This is a genomic window from Mesorhizobium sp. WSM4312, assembly GCF_002294875.1.
In the GTDB taxonomy this organism is placed as follows: Bacteria; Pseudomonadota; Alphaproteobacteria; order Rhizobiales; family Rhizobiaceae; genus Mesorhizobium.
On record NZ_NSFU01000007.1, the window covers coordinates 314,035 to 331,812 of the forward strand.

The 17,778-nt window shown below is 62.5% G+C and carries 12 protein-coding genes; 9 read left to right on the top strand and 3 right to left on the bottom strand.

What is annotated here, in order from left to right; all coding sequences use genetic code 11:
- Window positions 1-211 precede the first annotated feature (211 nt).
- The 5 genes from rplJ to CK228_RS14285 all read left to right on the top strand — a co-directional run bounded on the left by rplJ (window position 212) and on the right by CK228_RS14285 (window position 10,628).
- Window positions 212-730 carry a 50S ribosomal protein L10 gene (rplJ, locus tag CK228_RS14265; protein ID WP_019857958.1) on the top strand — a complete coding sequence of 173 codons (519 nt, stop codon included), beginning with the start codon at window positions 212-214 and terminating at the stop codon, window positions 728-730.
- A gap of 54 nt (window positions 731-784) precedes the next feature.
- Window positions 785-1,162 (top strand): 50S ribosomal protein L7/L12, encoded by a 378-nt coding sequence (rplL, locus tag CK228_RS14270; protein WP_010909265.1) that lies wholly within the window; start codon window positions 785-787, stop codon window positions 1,160-1,162.
- Between the two features lie 251 nt (window positions 1,163-1,413).
- The gene (gene rpoB / locus CK228_RS14275) at window positions 1,414-5,550 is read left to right on the top strand and encodes a DNA-directed RNA polymerase subunit beta (RefSeq protein WP_095770228.1); all 4,137 of its coding nucleotides are present in this window, start codon (window positions 1,414-1,416) and stop codon (window positions 5,548-5,550) included.
- A gap of 130 nt (window positions 5,551-5,680) precedes the next feature.
- Complete coding sequence (gene rpoC / locus CK228_RS14280) at window positions 5,681-9,877, top strand: DNA-directed RNA polymerase subunit beta' (protein WP_056568394.1); 4,197 nt, start codon at window positions 5,681-5,683, stop codon at window positions 9,875-9,877.
- Window positions 9,878-9,962: 85 nt separating this feature from the next.
- Complete coding sequence (locus tag CK228_RS14285; RefSeq protein WP_095788250.1) at window positions 9,963-10,628, top strand: O-methyltransferase; 666 nt, start codon at window positions 9,963-9,965, stop codon at window positions 10,626-10,628.
- Window positions 10,629-10,631: 3 nt separating this feature from the next.
- Here the strand turns inward: CK228_RS14285 and CK228_RS14290 are convergent, their stop codons facing one another.
- From CK228_RS14290 to CK228_RS14300, 3 genes are all read right to left on the bottom strand, one after another.
- The gene (locus CK228_RS14290) at window positions 10,632-11,558 is read right to left on the bottom strand and encodes a Gfo/Idh/MocA family oxidoreductase (RefSeq protein WP_095788251.1); all 927 of its coding nucleotides are present in this window, start codon (window positions 11,556-11,558) and stop codon (window positions 10,632-10,634) included.
- Window positions 11,559-11,633: 75 nt separating this feature from the next.
- Entirely contained in the window at window positions 11,634-12,746 is a 1,113-nt protein-coding gene (locus CK228_RS14295; RefSeq protein ID WP_245438029.1) for a PLP-dependent cysteine synthase family protein, read from the bottom strand.
- Between the two features lie 16 nt (window positions 12,747-12,762).
- A complete protein-coding gene (locus CK228_RS14300; RefSeq protein WP_095770223.1) occupies window positions 12,763-13,044 on the bottom strand; it encodes a transcriptional regulator in 282 nt (93 codons plus the stop codon).
- A gap of 475 nt (window positions 13,045-13,519) precedes the next feature.
- Between CK228_RS14300 and rpsL the strand changes: the two genes are divergently transcribed.
- From rpsL to tuf, 4 genes are all read left to right on the top strand, one after another.
- Window positions 13,520-13,891, top strand: coding sequence for a 30S ribosomal protein S12 (rpsL, locus tag CK228_RS14305; RefSeq protein WP_006333356.1), 372 nt, complete (start codon window positions 13,520-13,522; stop codon window positions 13,889-13,891).
- 60 nt (window positions 13,892-13,951) lie between these two features.
- Complete coding sequence (rpsG, locus tag CK228_RS14310) at window positions 13,952-14,422, top strand: 30S ribosomal protein S7 (protein ID WP_006202127.1); 471 nt, start codon at window positions 13,952-13,954, stop codon at window positions 14,420-14,422.
- A 29-nt stretch (window positions 14,423-14,451) separates the two neighbouring features.
- On the top strand, window positions 14,452-16,542 hold the full coding sequence (gene fusA / locus CK228_RS14315; protein WP_095770222.1) for an elongation factor G: 2,091 nt from the start codon (window positions 14,452-14,454) through the stop codon (window positions 16,540-16,542).
- A gap of 67 nt (window positions 16,543-16,609) precedes the next feature.
- Window positions 16,610-17,778 (top strand): elongation factor Tu (tuf, locus tag CK228_RS14320; protein WP_056566843.1); only part of this gene is annotated, 1,169 nt, incomplete at its 3' end.

Consider the following 17,778-nt stretch of genomic DNA (forward strand, 5'->3'; position numbering starts at 1 on the left):
AGCGAATGCTCCAATGAAAGGTTCGAACCGTGTTTGCCTTTTGTCTGCGCATCGCCGGCCTTGCCGTCGGTGTGGCGAAAGGGGGCAGGATCCTCGAGCGTCGTTCGGGAGATCCGTTACTGGATGGCCCGGCCGGCAAAAGGCAACCCGACGCCTGTCCTCGAAATGAGATGTTCTCATTGACGGGATTGGGGTCAACTGGAGATAGGCAGTGGACAGAGCGGAAAAACGCGAACTCGTCACGGGCCTGAACGAAGCGTTCGGAAACGCAGGTTCAGTCGTCGTGGCCCACTATGCCGGTATCACCGTCGCGCAAATGAACGACCTTCGGTCGAAAATGCGCGCCGCCGGTGGCACCGTTAAAGTCGCGAAGAACCGTCTCGCCAAAATCGCTCTTCAGGGCACGGACTCCGCATCGATCATCGACCTGTTCAAGGGACAGACGCTGATTGCTTATTCGGAGGATCCGATTGCGGCGCCGAAGGTCGCGTCCGATTTCGCCAAGGGAAATGACAAGCTCGTCATTCTCGGCGGCGCAATGGGCACCACCTCGCTCAATGCCGACGGTGTGAAGGCACTCGCCACACTTCCGTCGCTCGATGAGCTGCGCGCCAGGCTGGTTGGCATGATCGCCACGCCGGCAACCCGGATCGCCCAGATCGTCAATGCGCCAGCGGCCTCGGTCGCGCGCGTCATCGGCGCTTACGCCCGGAAGGACGAGGCGGCATGAGGCCGTTCCTCGCTATCAAAAACACACGTTCGAACCTAACGAAGGAATACAACAATGGCTGATCTCGCAAAGATCGTAGACGACCTTTCGAAGCTGACCGTCCTCGAGGCGGCCGAGCTGTCGAAGCTTCTGGAAGAAAAGTGGGGCGTTTCGGCTGCTGCTCCGGTGGCGGTTGCCGCTGCTGGCGGCGCTGCCGCTGCTGCTGCTCCGGCCGAGGAAAAGACGGAATTCGACGTCGTCCTCACCGACGCTGGCGCTCAGAAGATCAACGTCATCAAGGAAGTCCGCGCCATCACCGGTCTTGGCCTCAAGGAAGCCAAGGACCTGGTCGAAGCGGCTCCGAAGCCGGTCAAGGAAGGCGTTTCCAAGGCCGACGCTGACAAGTTCAAGGCCCAGCTGGAAGCAGCCGGCGCCAAGGTCGACCTGAAGTAAGCGTAAAAGCGGCGGGCGGCCTCGCGCCGTCCGCCACTCCCTTCGCCTGGAGGGAGGACGCGTAGCGCGAGATGTACGAGAACCTCTTTCCTGAGGGCCGCGAACCGGCCTTCAGGAAACGGGTTTTCTCCCGTTTTAGCCGTCCGCCGAAAGGCGGACGGAGAACAGACAGAGAGCCGCCGCCCAGGCGGTTCGGTATGCAAGGCGGACCGCGGCGAGGTTCGTCCCGAGTTTAGAGCTAAGGAGCGACGATGGCCCAGACCCAGACTTTCAATGGCCGCAGACGCGTACGCAAGTTCTTCGGAAAGATTCCGGAAGTTGCGGAGATGCCGAACCTGATCGAGGTTCAGAAGGCATCCTATGACCAGTTCCTGATGGTGGACGAGCCCAAGGGCGGCCGTCCGGACGAGGGGCTGCAGGCTGTTTTCAAGTCGGTCTTCCCGATCTCCGATTTTTCCGGCTCCTCGATGCTGGAGTTCGTGAAGTACGAGTTCGAAGGACCGAAATTCGACGTTGATGAATGCCGTCAGCGCGACCTGACTTATGCCGCGCCGCTGAAGGTGACGCTGCGCCTCATCGTGTTCGATATCGACGAGGATACCGGCGCCAAGTCGATCAAGGACATCAAGGAGCAGGACGTCTACATGGGCGACATGCCGCTCATGACCTTGAACGGCACCTTCATCGTCAACGGCACCGAGCGCGTCATCGTCTCGCAGATGCACCGTTCGCCGGGCGTCTTCTTCGACCACGACAAGGGCAAGTCGCACTCGTCGGGCAAGCTTCTGTTTGCCGCGCGCGTCATTCCCTATCGCGGCTCGTGGCTCGACATCGAGTTCGATTCCAAGGACGTAGTGCACGCCCGCATCGACCGCCGCCGCAAGATTCCGGTGACGTCGCTGTTGATGGCGCTCGGCATGGATGGCGAAGAGATCCTGTCGACCTTCTACAACAAGATCAGCTATGTGCGCGCCGGCGACCACTGGCGCATTCCGTTCAACGTCGAGCGTTTCCGCGGCCTCAAGGCCGTCGGCGATCTGGTCGACGCCGATACGGGCGAGATCGTAGTCGAGGCCGGCAAGAAGATCACCGCCCGCCAGGCGCGCCAGCTCGGCGAAAAGGGCCTGAAGGCGATCAAGGCGACCGACGAGGATTTGCTCGGCAACTACCTGGCCGAGGACATCGTCAATTACGCCACCGGCGAGATCTTCCTCGAAGCCGGCGACGAGATCGATGAAAAGACGCTCAAGGTGCTGCTTGGCACCGGCGAGCAGGAGATCAAGGTTCTCGACATCGACCACGTCAATGTCGGCGCCTATATCCGCAACACGCTCAACGTCGACAAGAACGAGAGCCGCCAGGACGCGCTGTTCGACATCTATCGTGTCATGCGCCCGGGCGAGCCGCCGACGCTCGAGACCGCCGAAGCCATGTTCAACTCGCTGTTCTTCGATAGCGAGCGCTACGATTTGTCGGCTGTCGGCCGCGTCAAGATGAACATGCGCCTCGAACTCAAGGCCGAGGACACCGTGCGCGTGCTGCGCAAGGAGGACATCCTGGCCGTGGTCAAGACGCTGGTCGAACTGCGCGACGGCAAGGGCGAGATCGACGACATCGACAATCTCGGCAACCGCCGCGTGCGTTCCGTTGGCGAGTTGATGGAGAACCAGTACCGCGTCGGCCTGCTGCGCATGGAGCGCGCGATCAAGGAGCGTATGTCCTCGATCGAGATCGACACGGTGATGCCGCAGGATCTGATCAACGCCAAGCCGGCGGCCGCCGCCGTGCGCGAGTTCTTCGGTTCCTCGCAGCTGTCGCAGTTCATGGACCAGACCAACCCGCTGTCGGAGATCACCCACAAGCGTCGTCTTTCGGCGCTTGGACCGGGTGGTCTGACCCGCGAGCGCGCCGGCTTCGAAGTGCGCGACGTGCACCCGACGCATTACGGCCGTATCTGCCCGATCGAGACGCCGGAAGGCCCGAATATCGGTCTGATCAACTCACTGGCCACTTTCGCGCGCGTCAACAAGTACGGCTTCATCGAAAGCCCGTACCGCAAGATCGTCGACGGCAAGCTCACCAATGACGTCGTCTATCTCTCGGCGATGGAAGAAGCCAAGCACCATGTCGCGCAGGCCAACGCCGAGCTCGACAAGAATGGCGGCTTCGTCGACGAGTTCGTCATTTGCCGCAGTGCCGGCGAAGTGATGATGGCGCCGCGCGAAAACGTCGACCTGATGGACGTGTCGCCAAAGCAGATGGTGTCGGTGGCCGCGGCCCTGATTCCGTTCCTGGAAAACGACGACGCCAATCGCGCTCTGATGGGCTCGAACATGCAGCGTCAGGCCGTGCCGCTGGTGCGCGCCGAGGCGCCGTTCGTCGGCACCGGCATGGAGCCGGTCGTTGCCCGTGACTCAGGCGCCGCCATCGGTGCCCGCCGCGGCGGCATTGTCGACCAGGTGGACGCGACGCGTATCGTCATCCGCGCAACGGAAGATCTCGATCCCGGCAAGTCCGGCGTCGACATCTACCGGCTGATGAAGTTCCAGCGTTCGAACCAGAACACCTGCATCAACCAGCGTCCGCTGGTGCGCATGGGTGACCGGGTCAACAAGGGCGACATCATCGCCGACGGTCCGTCGACCGAGCTCGGTGATCTGGCGCTCGGCCGCAACGTGCTGGTCGCGTTCATGCCGTGGAACGGCTACAACTACGAGGACTCCATCCTGCTCTCCGAGCGCATCGTCGCCGACGACGTCTTCACCTCGATCCACATCGAGGAGTTCGAGGTCATGGCGCGCGATACCAAGCTTGGTCCGGAGGAAATCACGCGTGACATTCCCAACGTTTCGGAAGAAGCGCTGAAGAACCTCGACGAAGCTGGCATCGTCTATATCGGCGCGGAAGTGCAGCCGGGCGACATCCTCGTCGGCAAGATCACGCCGAAGGGCGAAAGCCCGATGACGCCCGAAGAGAAGCTTCTGCGCGCCATCTTCGGCGAAAAGGCTTCCGACGTGCGCGACACTTCGATGCGCATGCCTCCGGGCACTTTCGGCACCGTCGTCGAGGTGCGCGTGTTCAATCGCCACGGTGTGGAGAAGGACGAGCGCGCCATGGCAATCGAGCGCGAGGAGATCGAACGCCTCGCCAAGGACCGTGACGACGAGCAGGCCATCCTGGACCGCAACGTCTACGCGCGTCTTTCCGACGTGCTCGTCGGCAAGGAAGCGATCGCTGGACCGAAGGGCTTCAAGAAGGGCTCGACGCTGTCGAAGGATACGCTCGACGAGTATCCGCGTTCGCAGTGGTGGCAGTTTGCCGTGGAGAACGAAAAGCTCCAGAGCGAACTGGAAGCCCTGCGTGGCCAGTACGATGACTCCAAGAAGGCGCTCGAGCAGCGCTTCATGGATAAGGTCGAGAAGGTCCAGCGCGGCGACGAAATGCCTCCGGGCGTCATGAAGATGGTCAAGGTCTTCGTCGCGGTGAAGCGCAAGATGCAGCCGGGCGACAAGATGGCCGGCCGTCACGGCAACAAGGGTGTCGTGTCGCGCATCGTTCCGGTCGAGGACATGCCTTTCCTCGAGGACGGCACGCATGCCGATATCGTGCTCAACCCGCTGGGTGTGCCGAGCCGCATGAATGTCGGCCAGATCCTGGAAACGCATCTCGGCTGGGCCTGCGCGGGCATGGGCAGGAAGATCGGCGAACTGATCGACACGTACAAGGCGGCCGGCGACATCAAGCCGCTGCGCAAGACGCTCGAGAGCTTCATGCCGGCCAATGACCGCAACGAGCCGATCCGCGAGTATGACGACGAGAGCATTGTTCGCCTCAGCGAGCAGATGCGCCGCGGCGTCTCGATCGCGACCCCGGTGTTCGACGGTGCGCACGAGGCTGACATCAACATCATGCTGGAGCAGGCGGGCCTGCACACCAGCGGTCAGTCGCAGCTCTATGACGGACGCACGGGCGAGCCGTTCGATCGCAAGGTGACGATGGGCTATATCTACATGCTCAAGCTTCACCACCTGGTGGACGACAAGATCCACGCGCGTTCGATCGGTCCGTACTCGCTCGTCACCCAGCAGCCGCTGGGCGGCAAGGCGCAGTTCGGTGGCCAGCGCTTCGGCGAAATGGAGGTCTGGGCGCTGGAAGCCTACGGCGCCGCCTACACGCTGCAGGAAATGCTGACGGTGAAGTCGGACGACGTCGCCGGCCGCACCAAGGTCTACGAGGCGATCGTGCGCGGCGACGACACGTTCGAGGCCGGCATTCCGGAGAGCTTCAACGTGCTCGTCAAGGAAATGCGGTCTCTCGGCCTCAATGTCGAGCTGGAGAACACCAAGCTCGACGACGCCCCGGTTCGGCTGCCCGACGCGGCTGAGTAAAGGCTACAGCGCGCCGCACGAAGTTGCGGCGCGCCAAGGAATTCGACGGCCGGTGGCCGACAAAGACGGCGGGCGTTTGGCCCGCGACTAGATGCAAGGGGTTTTCGAGGACCCCGAAAAGGAGAACGGCATGAACCAAGAGGTCATGAATCTCTTCAATCCGCAGGCGCCTGCGCAGGTGTTCGATTCCATCCGGATCTCACTGGCCAGCCCTGAGAAGATTCTGTCCTGGTCGTTCGGCGAGATCAAGAAGCCGGAGACCATCAACTACCGCACCTTCAAGCCGGAGCGTGACGGTCTGTTCTGCGCGCGCATTTTTGGCCCGATCAAGGACTATGAGTGCCTGTGCGGCAAGTACAAGCGCATGAAGTACAAGGGCGTCATCTGCGAGAAGTGCGGCGTCGAAGTTACGCTGTCGCGCGTCCGCCGCGAGCGCATGGGCCATATCGAGCTCGCCGCTCCCGTCGCCCATATCTGGTTCTTGAAGTCGCTGCCCTCGCGCATCGGCACGCTGCTCGACATGACCCTGAAGGACATCGAGCGCGTCCTTTACTTCGAGAACTACATCGTCACCGAACCCGGCCTCACCGCGCTGAAGGAGCACCAGCTGCTCAGCGAGGAAGAGTACATGATCGCCGTCGACGAGTATGGCGAGGATTCGTTCACCGCCATGATCGGCGCCGAGGCCATTCATGACCTTCTGGCCGGCATGGATCTGGAGAAGATCGCCGGCGACCTGCGTTCGGAACTGGCTTCGACCACCTCCGAGCTGAAGCAGAAGAAGTATCTGAAGCGGCTCAAGGTCGTCGAGAACTTCATGGAATCCGGCAACCGTCCGGAATGGATGATCATGAAGGTGGTTCCGGTGATCCCGCCGGACCTGCGTCCGCTGGTTCCTCTGGACGGCGGCCGTTTCGCGACGTCCGACCTGAACGATCTCTATCGCCGCGTCATCAACCGCAACAACCGGCTGAAGCGGCTGATCGAGTTGCGTGCGCCCGGCATCATCGTGCGCAATGAAAAGCGCATGCTGCAGGAAGCTGTCGACGCACTGTTCGACAACGGCCGTCGCGGCCGCGTCATCACCGGCGCCAACAAGCGTCCGCTGAAGTCGCTTTCCGATATGCTCAAGGGCAAGCAGGGCCGGTTCCGGCAGAACCTGCTCGGCAAGCGCGTCGACTATTCCGGCCGCTCGGTCATCGTCACCGGTCCGGAGCTCAAGCTGCACCAGTGCGGCCTGCCGAAGAAGATGGCGCTCGAACTGTTCAAGCCCTTCATCTACGCCCGTCTCGACGCCAAGGGTTACTCCTCGACCGTCAAGCAGGCCAAGAAGCTGGTCGAGAAGGAGCGTCCGGAAGTCTGGGATATCCTCGACGAGGTCATCCGCGAGCATCCGGTGCTGCTGAACCGCGCGCCGACGCTGCACCGCCTCGGCATCCAGGCGTTCGAGCCGATCCTGATCGAAGGCAAGGCGATCCAGCTGCACCCGCTGGTCTGCACGGCCTTCAACGCCGACTTCGACGGCGACCAGATGGCGGTCCACGTGCCGCTGTCCCTGGAAGCGCAGCTTGAAGCCCGCGTGCTGATGATGTCGACCAACAACATCCTGCACCCGGCTTCCGGCGCGCCGATCATCGTGCCGTCGCAGGACATGGTTCTGGGTCTCTACTATCTCTCGATCGTCAACCAGAACGAGCCGGGCGAGGGCATGGTGTTTGCCGATATGGGCGAACTCCAGCACGCGCTCGAGACCAAGGCGGTGACCCTGCACGCCAAGATCAAGGGTCGCTTCCGCACGGTCGACGCCGAAGGCAAGGTCGTGTCGAAGATCCATGACACCACGCCTGGCCGCATGATCATCGGCGAGCTTCTGCCGAAAAACGTCAATGTGCCTTACGAGACCGCCAACCAGGAGATGACCAAGAAGAACATCTCCAAGATGATCGATACCGTCTACCGCCATTGCGGTCAGAAGGAGACGGTCATTTTCTGCGACCGCATCATGGCGCTCGGTTTCGCTCACGCCTGCCGTGCCGGCATTTCGTTCGGCAAGGACGACATGCTGATCCCGGACAGCAAGATCAAGCTGGTGTCCGACACCGAGGCTTTGGCCAAGGAATACGAGCAGCAGTACAATGACGGCCTGATCACTCAGGGCGAGAAGTACAACAAGGTCGTCGACGCCTGGGCCAAGTGCTCGGAAAAGGTCGCCGACGAGATGATGGCCCGCATCAAGGCGGTGGAGTTCGAGGACAACGGCCGTCAGAAGCCGATGAACTCGATCTACATGATGTCGCACTCCGGTGCGCGTGGCTCGCCCACCCAGATGCGCCAGCTCGCCGGCATGCGCGGCCTGATGGCCAAGCCGTCGGGTGAAATCATCGAGACGCCGATCATCTCGAACTTCAAGGAAGGCCTGACCGTGCTCGAGTACTTCAACTCGACCCACGGCGCCCGCAAGGGTCTGGCCGATACCGCCTTGAAGACGGCGAACTCGGGTTACCTCACCCGCCGTCTGGTCGACGTGGCGCAGGACTGCATCGTCAACTCCGTGGATTGCGGCACCGACAAGGGCCTCACCATGCAGCCGATCGTCGATGCCGGTCAGGTCGTCGCTTCGGTCGGCCAGCGCGTGTTGGGCCGCACCGCGCTCGACGACATCAACCATCCGGTGACCGGCGACCTGCTGGTCAAGGCCGGAACGCTGATGGACGAGCGCGACGTGGAGCAGATCGAAAAGGCCGGCGTCCAGTCGGTCCGCATCCGCTCGGCACTGACCTGCGAGGTCAGGGTCGGCGTGTGCGCGGTCTGCTACGGACGCGATCTGGCGCGCGGCACCCCGGTCAACCAGGGTGAAGCCGTCGGCGTCATCGCGGCGCAGTCGATCGGCGAGCCGGGCACCCAGCTCACCATGCGTACCTTCCACATGGGCGGTACCGCGCAGGTGGTGGATAGCTCGTTTCTTGAAGCCTCCTATGAGGGCAAGGTCGAAATCCGCAACCGCAACGTGGTGCGCAACTCCGACGGCCAGCAGATGGTCATGGGCCGCAACATGGCGGTGCTGATCCTCGACGAAGCCGGCAAGGAGCGCGCCACGCACCGTGTCACCTATGGTTCGCGTATCTTCGTGGACGATGGCGACAAGGTGAAGCGCGGCCAGCGTATTGCCGAGTGGGATCCCTACACCCGCCCGATCCTCACCGAAATCGAGGGCAAGGTGGCGTTCGAGGATCTGGTCGACGGCATCTCCGTCCAGGAAACGGCCGACGAGTCGACAGGCATCACCAAGCGTGAGGTCATCGACTGGCGTTCGACGCCGCGCGGCAACGATCTGAAGCCGGCGATCGTCGTTCAGGACGCCAAGGGCAAGGTCGGCAAGCTGTCGAAGGGTGGCGATGCCCGCTTCCTGCTCTCGGTCGAGGCCATTCTCTCGGTCGAGCCGGGTGCGCAGGTTCGTCCCGGCGACGTGCTGGCGCGTATCCCGATGGAAAGCGCCAAGACCAAGGACATCACCGGCGGTCTGCCGCGTGTTGCCGAGCTGTTCGAGGCACGCCGTCCGAAGGATCACGCCATCATCGCCGAGATCGATGGCACGATCCGCTTCGGCCGCGACTACAAGAACAAGCGCCGCATCATCATCGAGCCGCATGACTCGACGCTCGAGCCGGTCGAATACCTGATCCCGAAGGGCAAGCCGTTCCATCTCCAGGACGGCGACGTCATCGAGAAGGGCGACTACATCCTCGACGGCAATCCGGCGCCGCACGACATCCTGGCGATCAAGGGCGTGGAGGCTCTTGCTTCCTACCTCGTCAACGAGATCCAGGAAGTCTACCGCCTGCAGGGCGTGTCGATCAACGACAAGCACATCGAGGTGATCGTTCGCCAGATGCTGCAGAAGGTCGAGATCACCACGCAGGGCGACTCGACCTACATCCCGGGCGACCACGTCGACGTGATCGAACTGGAAGAGGTCAACGAGCGGCTGATCGAGGACGGCAAGAAGCCGGCCGAAGGCCAGCCGGTGCTGCTCGGCATCACCAAGGCCTCGCTGCAGACGCCGTCCTTCATCTCGGCCGCCTCCTTCCAGGAGACGACCAGGGTGCTGACGGAAGCCGCGGTTGCCGGCAAGACCGACATGCTGCAGGGCTTGAAGGAAAACGTCATCGTCGGCCGGCTGATCCCGGCCGGTACGGGCGGCACGATGAGCCAGATCCGGCGCATCGCCACCTCGCGCGACGAACTCATCATCGACGAGCGCCGCAAGGCCTCCGGGGTGGAAGTGGCCGAGCCGATGCTGGCCGATATGACAACCGCCGCGCAGTAGGCGCGGCGGCAAAAATCTCAGGCAACAGAAGCCGTCGGGGCAACCCGGCGGCTTTTTCCTTTCAGCGAACGATCGAGGAAGGCAGATGAGCACGAAGACCTGGACGGCTGTCGACAACTACATCGTTTCCTCGCTCTTCGAGGCGGATCCCGTTCTCGATGCGGTTCTGGCGGCCAACCGCGACAATGGCCTGCCAGCGATCGACGTCTCGGCGGCGCAGGGCAAGCTGCTCTCGCTGCTGGTGCGCATCGGCAGTGCGAAAAACGTGCTCGAGATCGGTACACTGGGCGGCTATTCCACCATCTGGATGGCTCGCGCCTTGCCCATGGACGGCAAGATCGTCACGCTTGAACTGGACCCGCATCACGCCAAGGTCGCGCGGTCGAATTTCGAACGGGCAGGCGTGTGGGACCAAGTGGAACTGCGGGTCGGGCCGGCCCTTGAATCGCTGGCCGCGCTAAGTGCTGAAAATGCCGGGCCGTTCGATCTCATCTTCATCGATGCCGACAAGCCGAACAACCCGAACTATCTCTCCTGGGCCATGCGGCTTTCGCGGCCGGGAACGGTCATCGTCTGCGACAACGTCATCCGCGACGGCGATGTCGTGAACGAAGATGGCCGCGATGCCAATGTCGAAGGCGCACGCGCGGCCTTTTCATTCATCGGTGGCGACAAACGACTGGACGGCACAGCCATCCAGACCGTCGGCGCCAAGGGATATGACGGCTTTGCCATTGCGGTCGTCAGTTGAAGTTCAATCAAAAAACGCCTCTACCACGTTGCGCTTGCCGAGCATGAAGGCGTCGGCGACATGCTGGAGCGGAGCCAGATCGACATCCGAGGTACCGGCGCGCACGACCTCGGCGAAACGCCTGTAGAGCATCGGATATTCCGCTTCCGGCTCCTCATGTACGATCTGGCCGTCGATGGCGAGCTTCGAGCCGCCGCCGGAAAGCACCATCTTGCCCGCATCTGTGTCGGCCAGGATGTCCCAGCTTTGCGGGCCGGTCTGCAGCCAGTCGAGATCCATCGTCACCGGCAATCCGTTCGAGGTGCGGAAGGTGACTTGCGCCGCGACCGGGGCGGCGCGGTTTTCAGGAAAGTCGAGCACGGCCGAGGTGATGAACATTGCCGGCAGGATGTGGGTCGCGATCGACAGCGCATTGATGCCGGGATCGAAGACCCCGAAGCCGCCAGGCGCCCAGATCCAGTCCTGGTTCGGATGCCAGCGGCGCACATCTTCCTTCCAGACGATCGCCGCGGAGCGGAGCCGGGTCGATGCGAGAAAGCCGCGCGCCGCCTCCACCGCCGGCGCATAGCGCGAATGCCAGCTGGCGAACAGCGACACGCCTTGCCTCGCCGCCAGTGCCTTCAGATCCTCGACTTCGCTGACCGTGGCGCCCGGCGGCTTTTCCAGGAAGACATGCTTCTTCGCCTCGAGCGCGGTGCGCGCGGCATCGTAGCGGAATTGCGGCGGCATACAGAGCGAGACAGCCTCGAGTTCCGGCACCGCGTCCAGCATCGCCTCGATGGTCGGAAAGTTCGGGATGCCGTCGACCTTGCCATGCCGGCTGGCGGCGGCGATGAGGCGATAGTTCTGGTCTTTCGCCAGCGCCGGCAGATGCTGGTCGCGGACGATCTTGCCGACGCCGACGATGCCGATGTTGATGGGCTGGGACACGGCCGCTCCGTCTGTTTGATGATGGTGAGCGTTTCTATCAGAACACTTGCCCCGGGCAAGCCGGAAGCCGAAAAGTCAGCCCCAGCTTTCCTCGAATTGCAGTGTCAGTTTTCCGCCCCCCAAAAAGGCTTCGATCGCAGGTTCGAAGGGCGAGGGGTCGAGGCCGTTGGCCGCCAGCCACTCATCAGAATAGTAGGTGTTGGCGTAACGGTCGCCGGAATCGCAGATCAGCGTCACCAGCGAACCGGTCTTACCGTGCTCGATCATGCGCGCCGCCTGAAAGCACATGGCGATGAAGTTGGTGCCGGTCGAACCGCCGACACGACGGCCGAGCCGGCGCGACAACACCCGCATTGCCGCCAGCGACACGGCATCCGGCACCTGCAACATGTGATCAATGACACCTAGGACGAAGGACGGCTCCATGCGCGGTCGGCCAATGCCTTCGATGCGCGACGGCTGCTCGCAGCGACATTCGCGATCATGCGTGGCAAAGCCTTCGAAGAAGGCCGAGCGTTCTACATCCGCCACCGACAGCCGCGTGGCGTGCCGCTTGTAGCGCAGGTATCGGCCGATCGTGGCGGTGGTGCCGCCCGTCCCGCCACTCATCACGATCCAGCTTGGGATGGGGTGCCGCTCCTCGCGCATCTGTCCGAAGATGGAATCAGCGATGTTGTTGTTGCCGCGCCAGTCGGTGGCACGTTCGGCATAGGTAAACTGGTCCATGAAATGGCCGCCGAGCCGTTCGCTGAGTTCGGACGACTCGGCATAGATGCGCCTGCCGTCGTCGATGAAATGGCAGTTGCCCCCATAGTGCTCGATCGCGGCGATCTTTTCGCGCGACGTCGACCGAGGCATCACCGCATAGAAGGGCACGCCGATCATGCGCGCGAAATAGGCTTCCGACACAGCTGTCGAGCCTGATGAGGCTTCGACCACCGGGGTGTCTTCACGGACAAGGCCATTGCACAGCGCATAGAGAAACAGCGAACGCGCAAGTCTGTGCTTGAGGCTGCCGGTCGGATGGGTGGACTCATCCTTAAGATAGAAGTCGATTCCAATCAGCGCCGGCAGATCGAATTTCCAGAGGTGGGTATCGGCCGAACGGTGCTGGTCGGCCTCGATCGCGGCGACCGCCTTGTCGGCCCAGGCTCGGGATGCAGGTTCAATCGCCTTTGATCTGGCCATCATCGGTGCCCTGGTTTCAGATCGGTGCGTCGAAGGTGACGATCGACACTTCGCCTTCGAGCGCGCCCTGATAGGCCGACAGATGCGGCTCGTCGTCCGGCACGCCGTCCATATCGCCGATCTGGTCGAGCTCGGCCTCGGCGTAACCTTCCGCCGCAAGCGATTCGAGGGCGCGACGCACCGCCGAATCGTCGTCGGGCGCCACCAGCATGACGTGGACGCCTTCCGGCTTGCCGCCTTTGCGCTTCCACACCCGGCCGGTGATGATGGTGACCGGGCGTTCTTCATTGTCGTTCACGGGCTGATTCCTCCTGGCAAAGCGCGGGCGAGGGGATTTTGAGTGCTCAGGCGGCCTTTTCGCATGAAGCGGGGCCGCGCGACAGCCAAAAACCAGTTACTTTCTTCTCCGTCCTTGCAAAATGGCGAAAGAAAATTACCTGCGGTTTTCGCATGGCTGCCAAGCCCCGCCTTCGATGCAATATTTGCCGCGCCGGGGTTGACGGTTCGCGGGCTTACGAGTAGAAGCCGCCCAGTCAGAACCGATGTGAGGCTCTCCCTTCCGAAGCGACACGCTTTGGAGTTTGCCTCAAACAGGGTTCGTTTTACGAGCGAAAAGACATTTCCGGCGTGCACGAAGCGGCTTCCGCTTCCTCTGCGATTTGTTCGGGCAAGACCGCGAGGCGCGGTTTGTGGCCCGAATTTGCGTATGGAAATGACGCTTTGAGCGAGCCTTGACCGGCACGAGACACGGAATTGAGAGACAAGAGGGTTTAATGCCTACCGTCAACCAGCTGATCCGCAAGCCGCGCATTGCGCCGGTGAAGCGCAACAAGGTCCCGGCCATGCAGCAGAACCCGCAGAAGCGGGGCGTCTGCACGCGCGTCTACACGACGACGCCGAAGAAGCCGAACTCGGCGCTGCGCAAGGTGGCCAAGATCCGCCTGACCAATGGTTTTGAAGTGATCGGTTACATCCCCGGCGAAGGTCACAACCTTCAGGAACACTCCGTGGTCATGATCCGCGGCGGCCGCGTCAAGGATCTTCCGGGCGTCCGCTACCACATCATCCGCGGCGTGCTCGACACGCAGGGCGTAAAGAACCGCAAGCAGCGCCGTTCGAAGTACGGCGCCAAGCGTCCGAAGTAAGATTTTCCGGCCCTGGCGCTGCTTGAAAGCGTCGGGCTACGAGATTGAGAGACAAAAGCCATGTCGCGTCGTCACAGTGCAGAAAAGCGTGAGATCAACCCGGATCCGAAGTTCGGCGATCTGATCGTCACCAAGTTCATGAACGCCGTCATGTATGACGGCAAGAAGTCGGTCGCCGAGACCATCGTCTATGGCGCGCTCGACCAGGTCCAGTCGAAGACCAAGCAGGAGCCGGTCACCGTCTTCCATCAGGCGCTCGACAATGTCGCGCCGCATGTGGAAGTGCGTTCGCGTCGCGTCGGCGGCGCCACCTACCAGGTTCCGGTCGACGTGCGTCCCGAGCGCCGCCAGGCGCTGGCCATTCGTTGGCTGATCGCGGCTGCCCGCAACCGCAACGAGACCACCATGATCGATCGCCTCTCCGGCGAGCTGATGGACGCGGCCAACAACCGCGGCACGGCCGTCAAGAAGCGCGAAGACACCCACAAGATGGCTGAAGCCAACCGCGCTTTCGCACACTACCGCTGGTAAAGCGCGAACAGGACTGAGAGGCAGCTACGATGGCCCGCGAATACAAAATCGAAGACTACCGCAATTTCGGTATCATGGCGCATATTGACGCCGGCAAGACGACGACCACCGAGCGCGTCCTCTATTACACGGGCAAGTCGCACAAGATCGGCGAAGTGCACGACGGCGCTGCCACCATGGACTGGATGGAGCAGGAGCAGGAACGCGGCATCACCATCACGTCCGCCGCCACCACGACCTTCTGGAAGGGCCGTGACGGCAAGATGCGCCGCTTCAACATCATCGACACTCCCGGACACGTCGACTTCACCATCGAAGTCGAACGTTCGCTGCGCGTGCTCGACGGCGCCATCGCGCTGCTCGATGCCAACGCCGGTGTCGAGCCGCAGACGGAAACCGTCTGGCGCCAGGCCGACAAGTACCGCGTGCCGCGCATGATCTTCTGCAACAAGATGGACAAGATCGGCGCCGACTTCTACCGCTCGGTCGAGATGATCGGCTCGCGCCTTGGTGCGCAGGCTGTCGTCATGCAGCTGCCGATCGGCGCCGAGACCGAATTCAAGGGCGTCGTCGACCTCGTCGAGATGAACGCGCTTGTCTGGCGTGACGAGACGCTGGGCGCTGCCTGGGACGTCGTCGAGATACCGGCCGACCTTCAGGCACGTGCGGTGGAGTACCGCGAGAAGATGATCGAGGCCGCCGTCGAAATGGACGAGACGGCCCTCGAGAACTACCTCGAAGGCAAGATGCCCTCGAATGACGAGATCCGTTCGCTGATCCGCAAGGGCACGATAGCGGTCAAGTTCTTCCCGATGTTCTGTGGCTCGGCCTTCAAGAACAAGGGCGTGCAGCCGCTGCTCGACGCCGTCGTCGAATACCTGCCGTCGCCGGCCGACGTTCCCGCCATCAAGGGCGTCGATGCCAAGACTGATGCCGAGATCGAGCGTCATGCCGTCGACGACGAGCCGCTCTCGATGCTCGCCTTCAAGATCATGAACGACCCGTTCGTCGGTTCGCTGACCTTCGCCCGCATCTATTCGGGCAAGCTCACCAAGGGCATCTCGGTCGACAACACCGTCAAGGGCAAGAAGGAGCGCATCGGCCGCATGCTGCAGATGCATGCGAACTCGCGCGCCGACGTCGAAGAAGCCTTCGCCGGCGACATCGTCGCTCTGGCTGGCCTCAAGGACACGACCACCGGCGATACGCTGTGCGATCCGCTGCACCCGGTCATCCTCGAGCGCATGGAATTCCCCGATCCGGTCATCCAGATCGCCATCGAGCCGAAGACCAAGAACGACCAGGAAAAGATGGGCCTCGCTCTTCACCGCCTGGCTGCCGAGGATCCGTCCTTCCGCGTCAAGACCGACGAGGAAAGCGGCCAGACCATCATCTCCGGCATGGGCGAACTGCATCTCGACATCATCGTCGACCGCATGCGTCGCGAGTTCAAGGTCGAGGCCAATGTCGGCGCTCCGCAGGTGGCTTATCGCGAGACGATCACCCGCAAGCACGAGCAGGACTACACCCACAAGAAGCAGACCGGCGGTACCGGCCAGTTCGCCCGTGTCAAGGTTATCTTCGAGCCGAACACCGAGAGCGAAGAGTTCGTCTTCGAGTCCAAGATCGTCGGCGGCGCGGTGCCGAAGGAATACATTCCGGGTGTCGAAAAGGGCATCCAGAGCGTCATGGGCGCTGGTCCGTTCGCGGGCTTCCCGATGATCGGCGTCCGGGCGACGCTGATCGACGGCGCCTACCACGACGTCGACTCCTCGGTCCTGGCCTTCGAAATCGCGTCCCGCGCCTGCTTCCGTGAAGCCGCGCCCAAGCTTGGCGTGCAGCTGCTCGAGCCGATCATGAAGGTCGAAGTCGTGACGCCGGAAGATTATGTCGGCAGCGTCATCGGCGACCTGAACGGCCGTCGTGGCCAGATCCAGGGCCAGGAAGCACGCGGCGTGGCCGTCGTCATCAACGCGATGGTGCCGCTCGCCAACATGTTCAAGTACGTCGACAACCTGCGCTCGATGAGCCAGGGCCGCGCGGCCTACACGATGCAGTTCGACCACTACGAACCGGTCCCGACCGCGGTCGCCCAGGAAGTCCAGAAAAAATACGCGTAACTCGAAAGAGCCGTCGCGGTAACGCAATTCAAAGCCCGCATGGGCGAGCAGGAAATGGAGACATCACATGGCAAAAGGTAAATTCGAGCGCACTAAGCCTCATGTGAACATCGGCACGATTGGTCACGTTGACCATGGCAAGACGTCGCTGACGGCGGCGATCACGAAGTATTTTGGCGAGTACAAGCGCTACGACCAGATCGATGCGGCGCCGGAAGAGAAGGCGCGCGGCATCACCATCTCGACGGCTCACGTTGAATACGAGACGGCCAACCGCCACTATGCCCACGTCGACTGCCCCGGCCACGCCGACTATGTGAAGAACATGATCACCGGTGCCGCGCAGATGGACGGCGCGATCCTGGTCGTGTCGGCCGCCGACGGCCCGATGCCGCAGACCCGCGAGCACATCCTGCTTGCCCGTCAGGTCGGCGTGCCGTCGATCGTGGTGTTCCTGAACAAGGTCGACCAGGTCGACGACGCCGAGCTTTTGGAACTGGTCGAGCTCGAGGTTCGCGAGCTTCTGTCGAAGAACGAATTCCCCGGCGACGACATTCCGATCGTCAAGGGTTCGGCGCTGGCCGCGCTGGAGGATTCGAACAAGACGATCGGCGAGGACGCGATCCGCGAGCTGATGGCTCAGGTCGACGCTTACATCCCGACCCCGGTTCGTCCGCTCGACAAGCCGTTCCTGATGCCGATCGAAGACGTGTTCTCGATCTCGGGCCGTGGCACGGTGGTGACCGGCCGCGTCGAGCGCGGCGTGGTCAAGGTCGGCGAGGAGCTGGAGATCATCGGCATCCGTCCGACGACCAAGACGACCTGCACGGGCGTGGAAATGTTCCGCAAGCTGCTCGATCAGGGCCAGGCTGGCGACAACATCGGCGCGCTGCTGCGCGGCGTTGATCGTGAAGGCGTCGAGCGCGGCCAGGTTCTGGCCAAGCCCGGCACGGTGAAGCCGCACAAGAAGTTCGTGGCCGAAGCCTACATCCTGACCAAGGACGAAGGTGGCCGTCACACGCCGTTCTTCACCAACTACCGTCCGCAGTTCTACTTCCGCACGACGGACGTGACCGGCATCGTGTCGCTGCCGGCCGGCACCGAGATGGTGATGCCTGGCGACAACATCACGGTCGATGTCGAGCTGATCGTGCCGATCGCCATGGAAGAGAAGCTGCGCTTCGCCATCCGTGAAGGCGGCCGCACCGTCGGTGCCGGCATCGTCGTCACCATCAA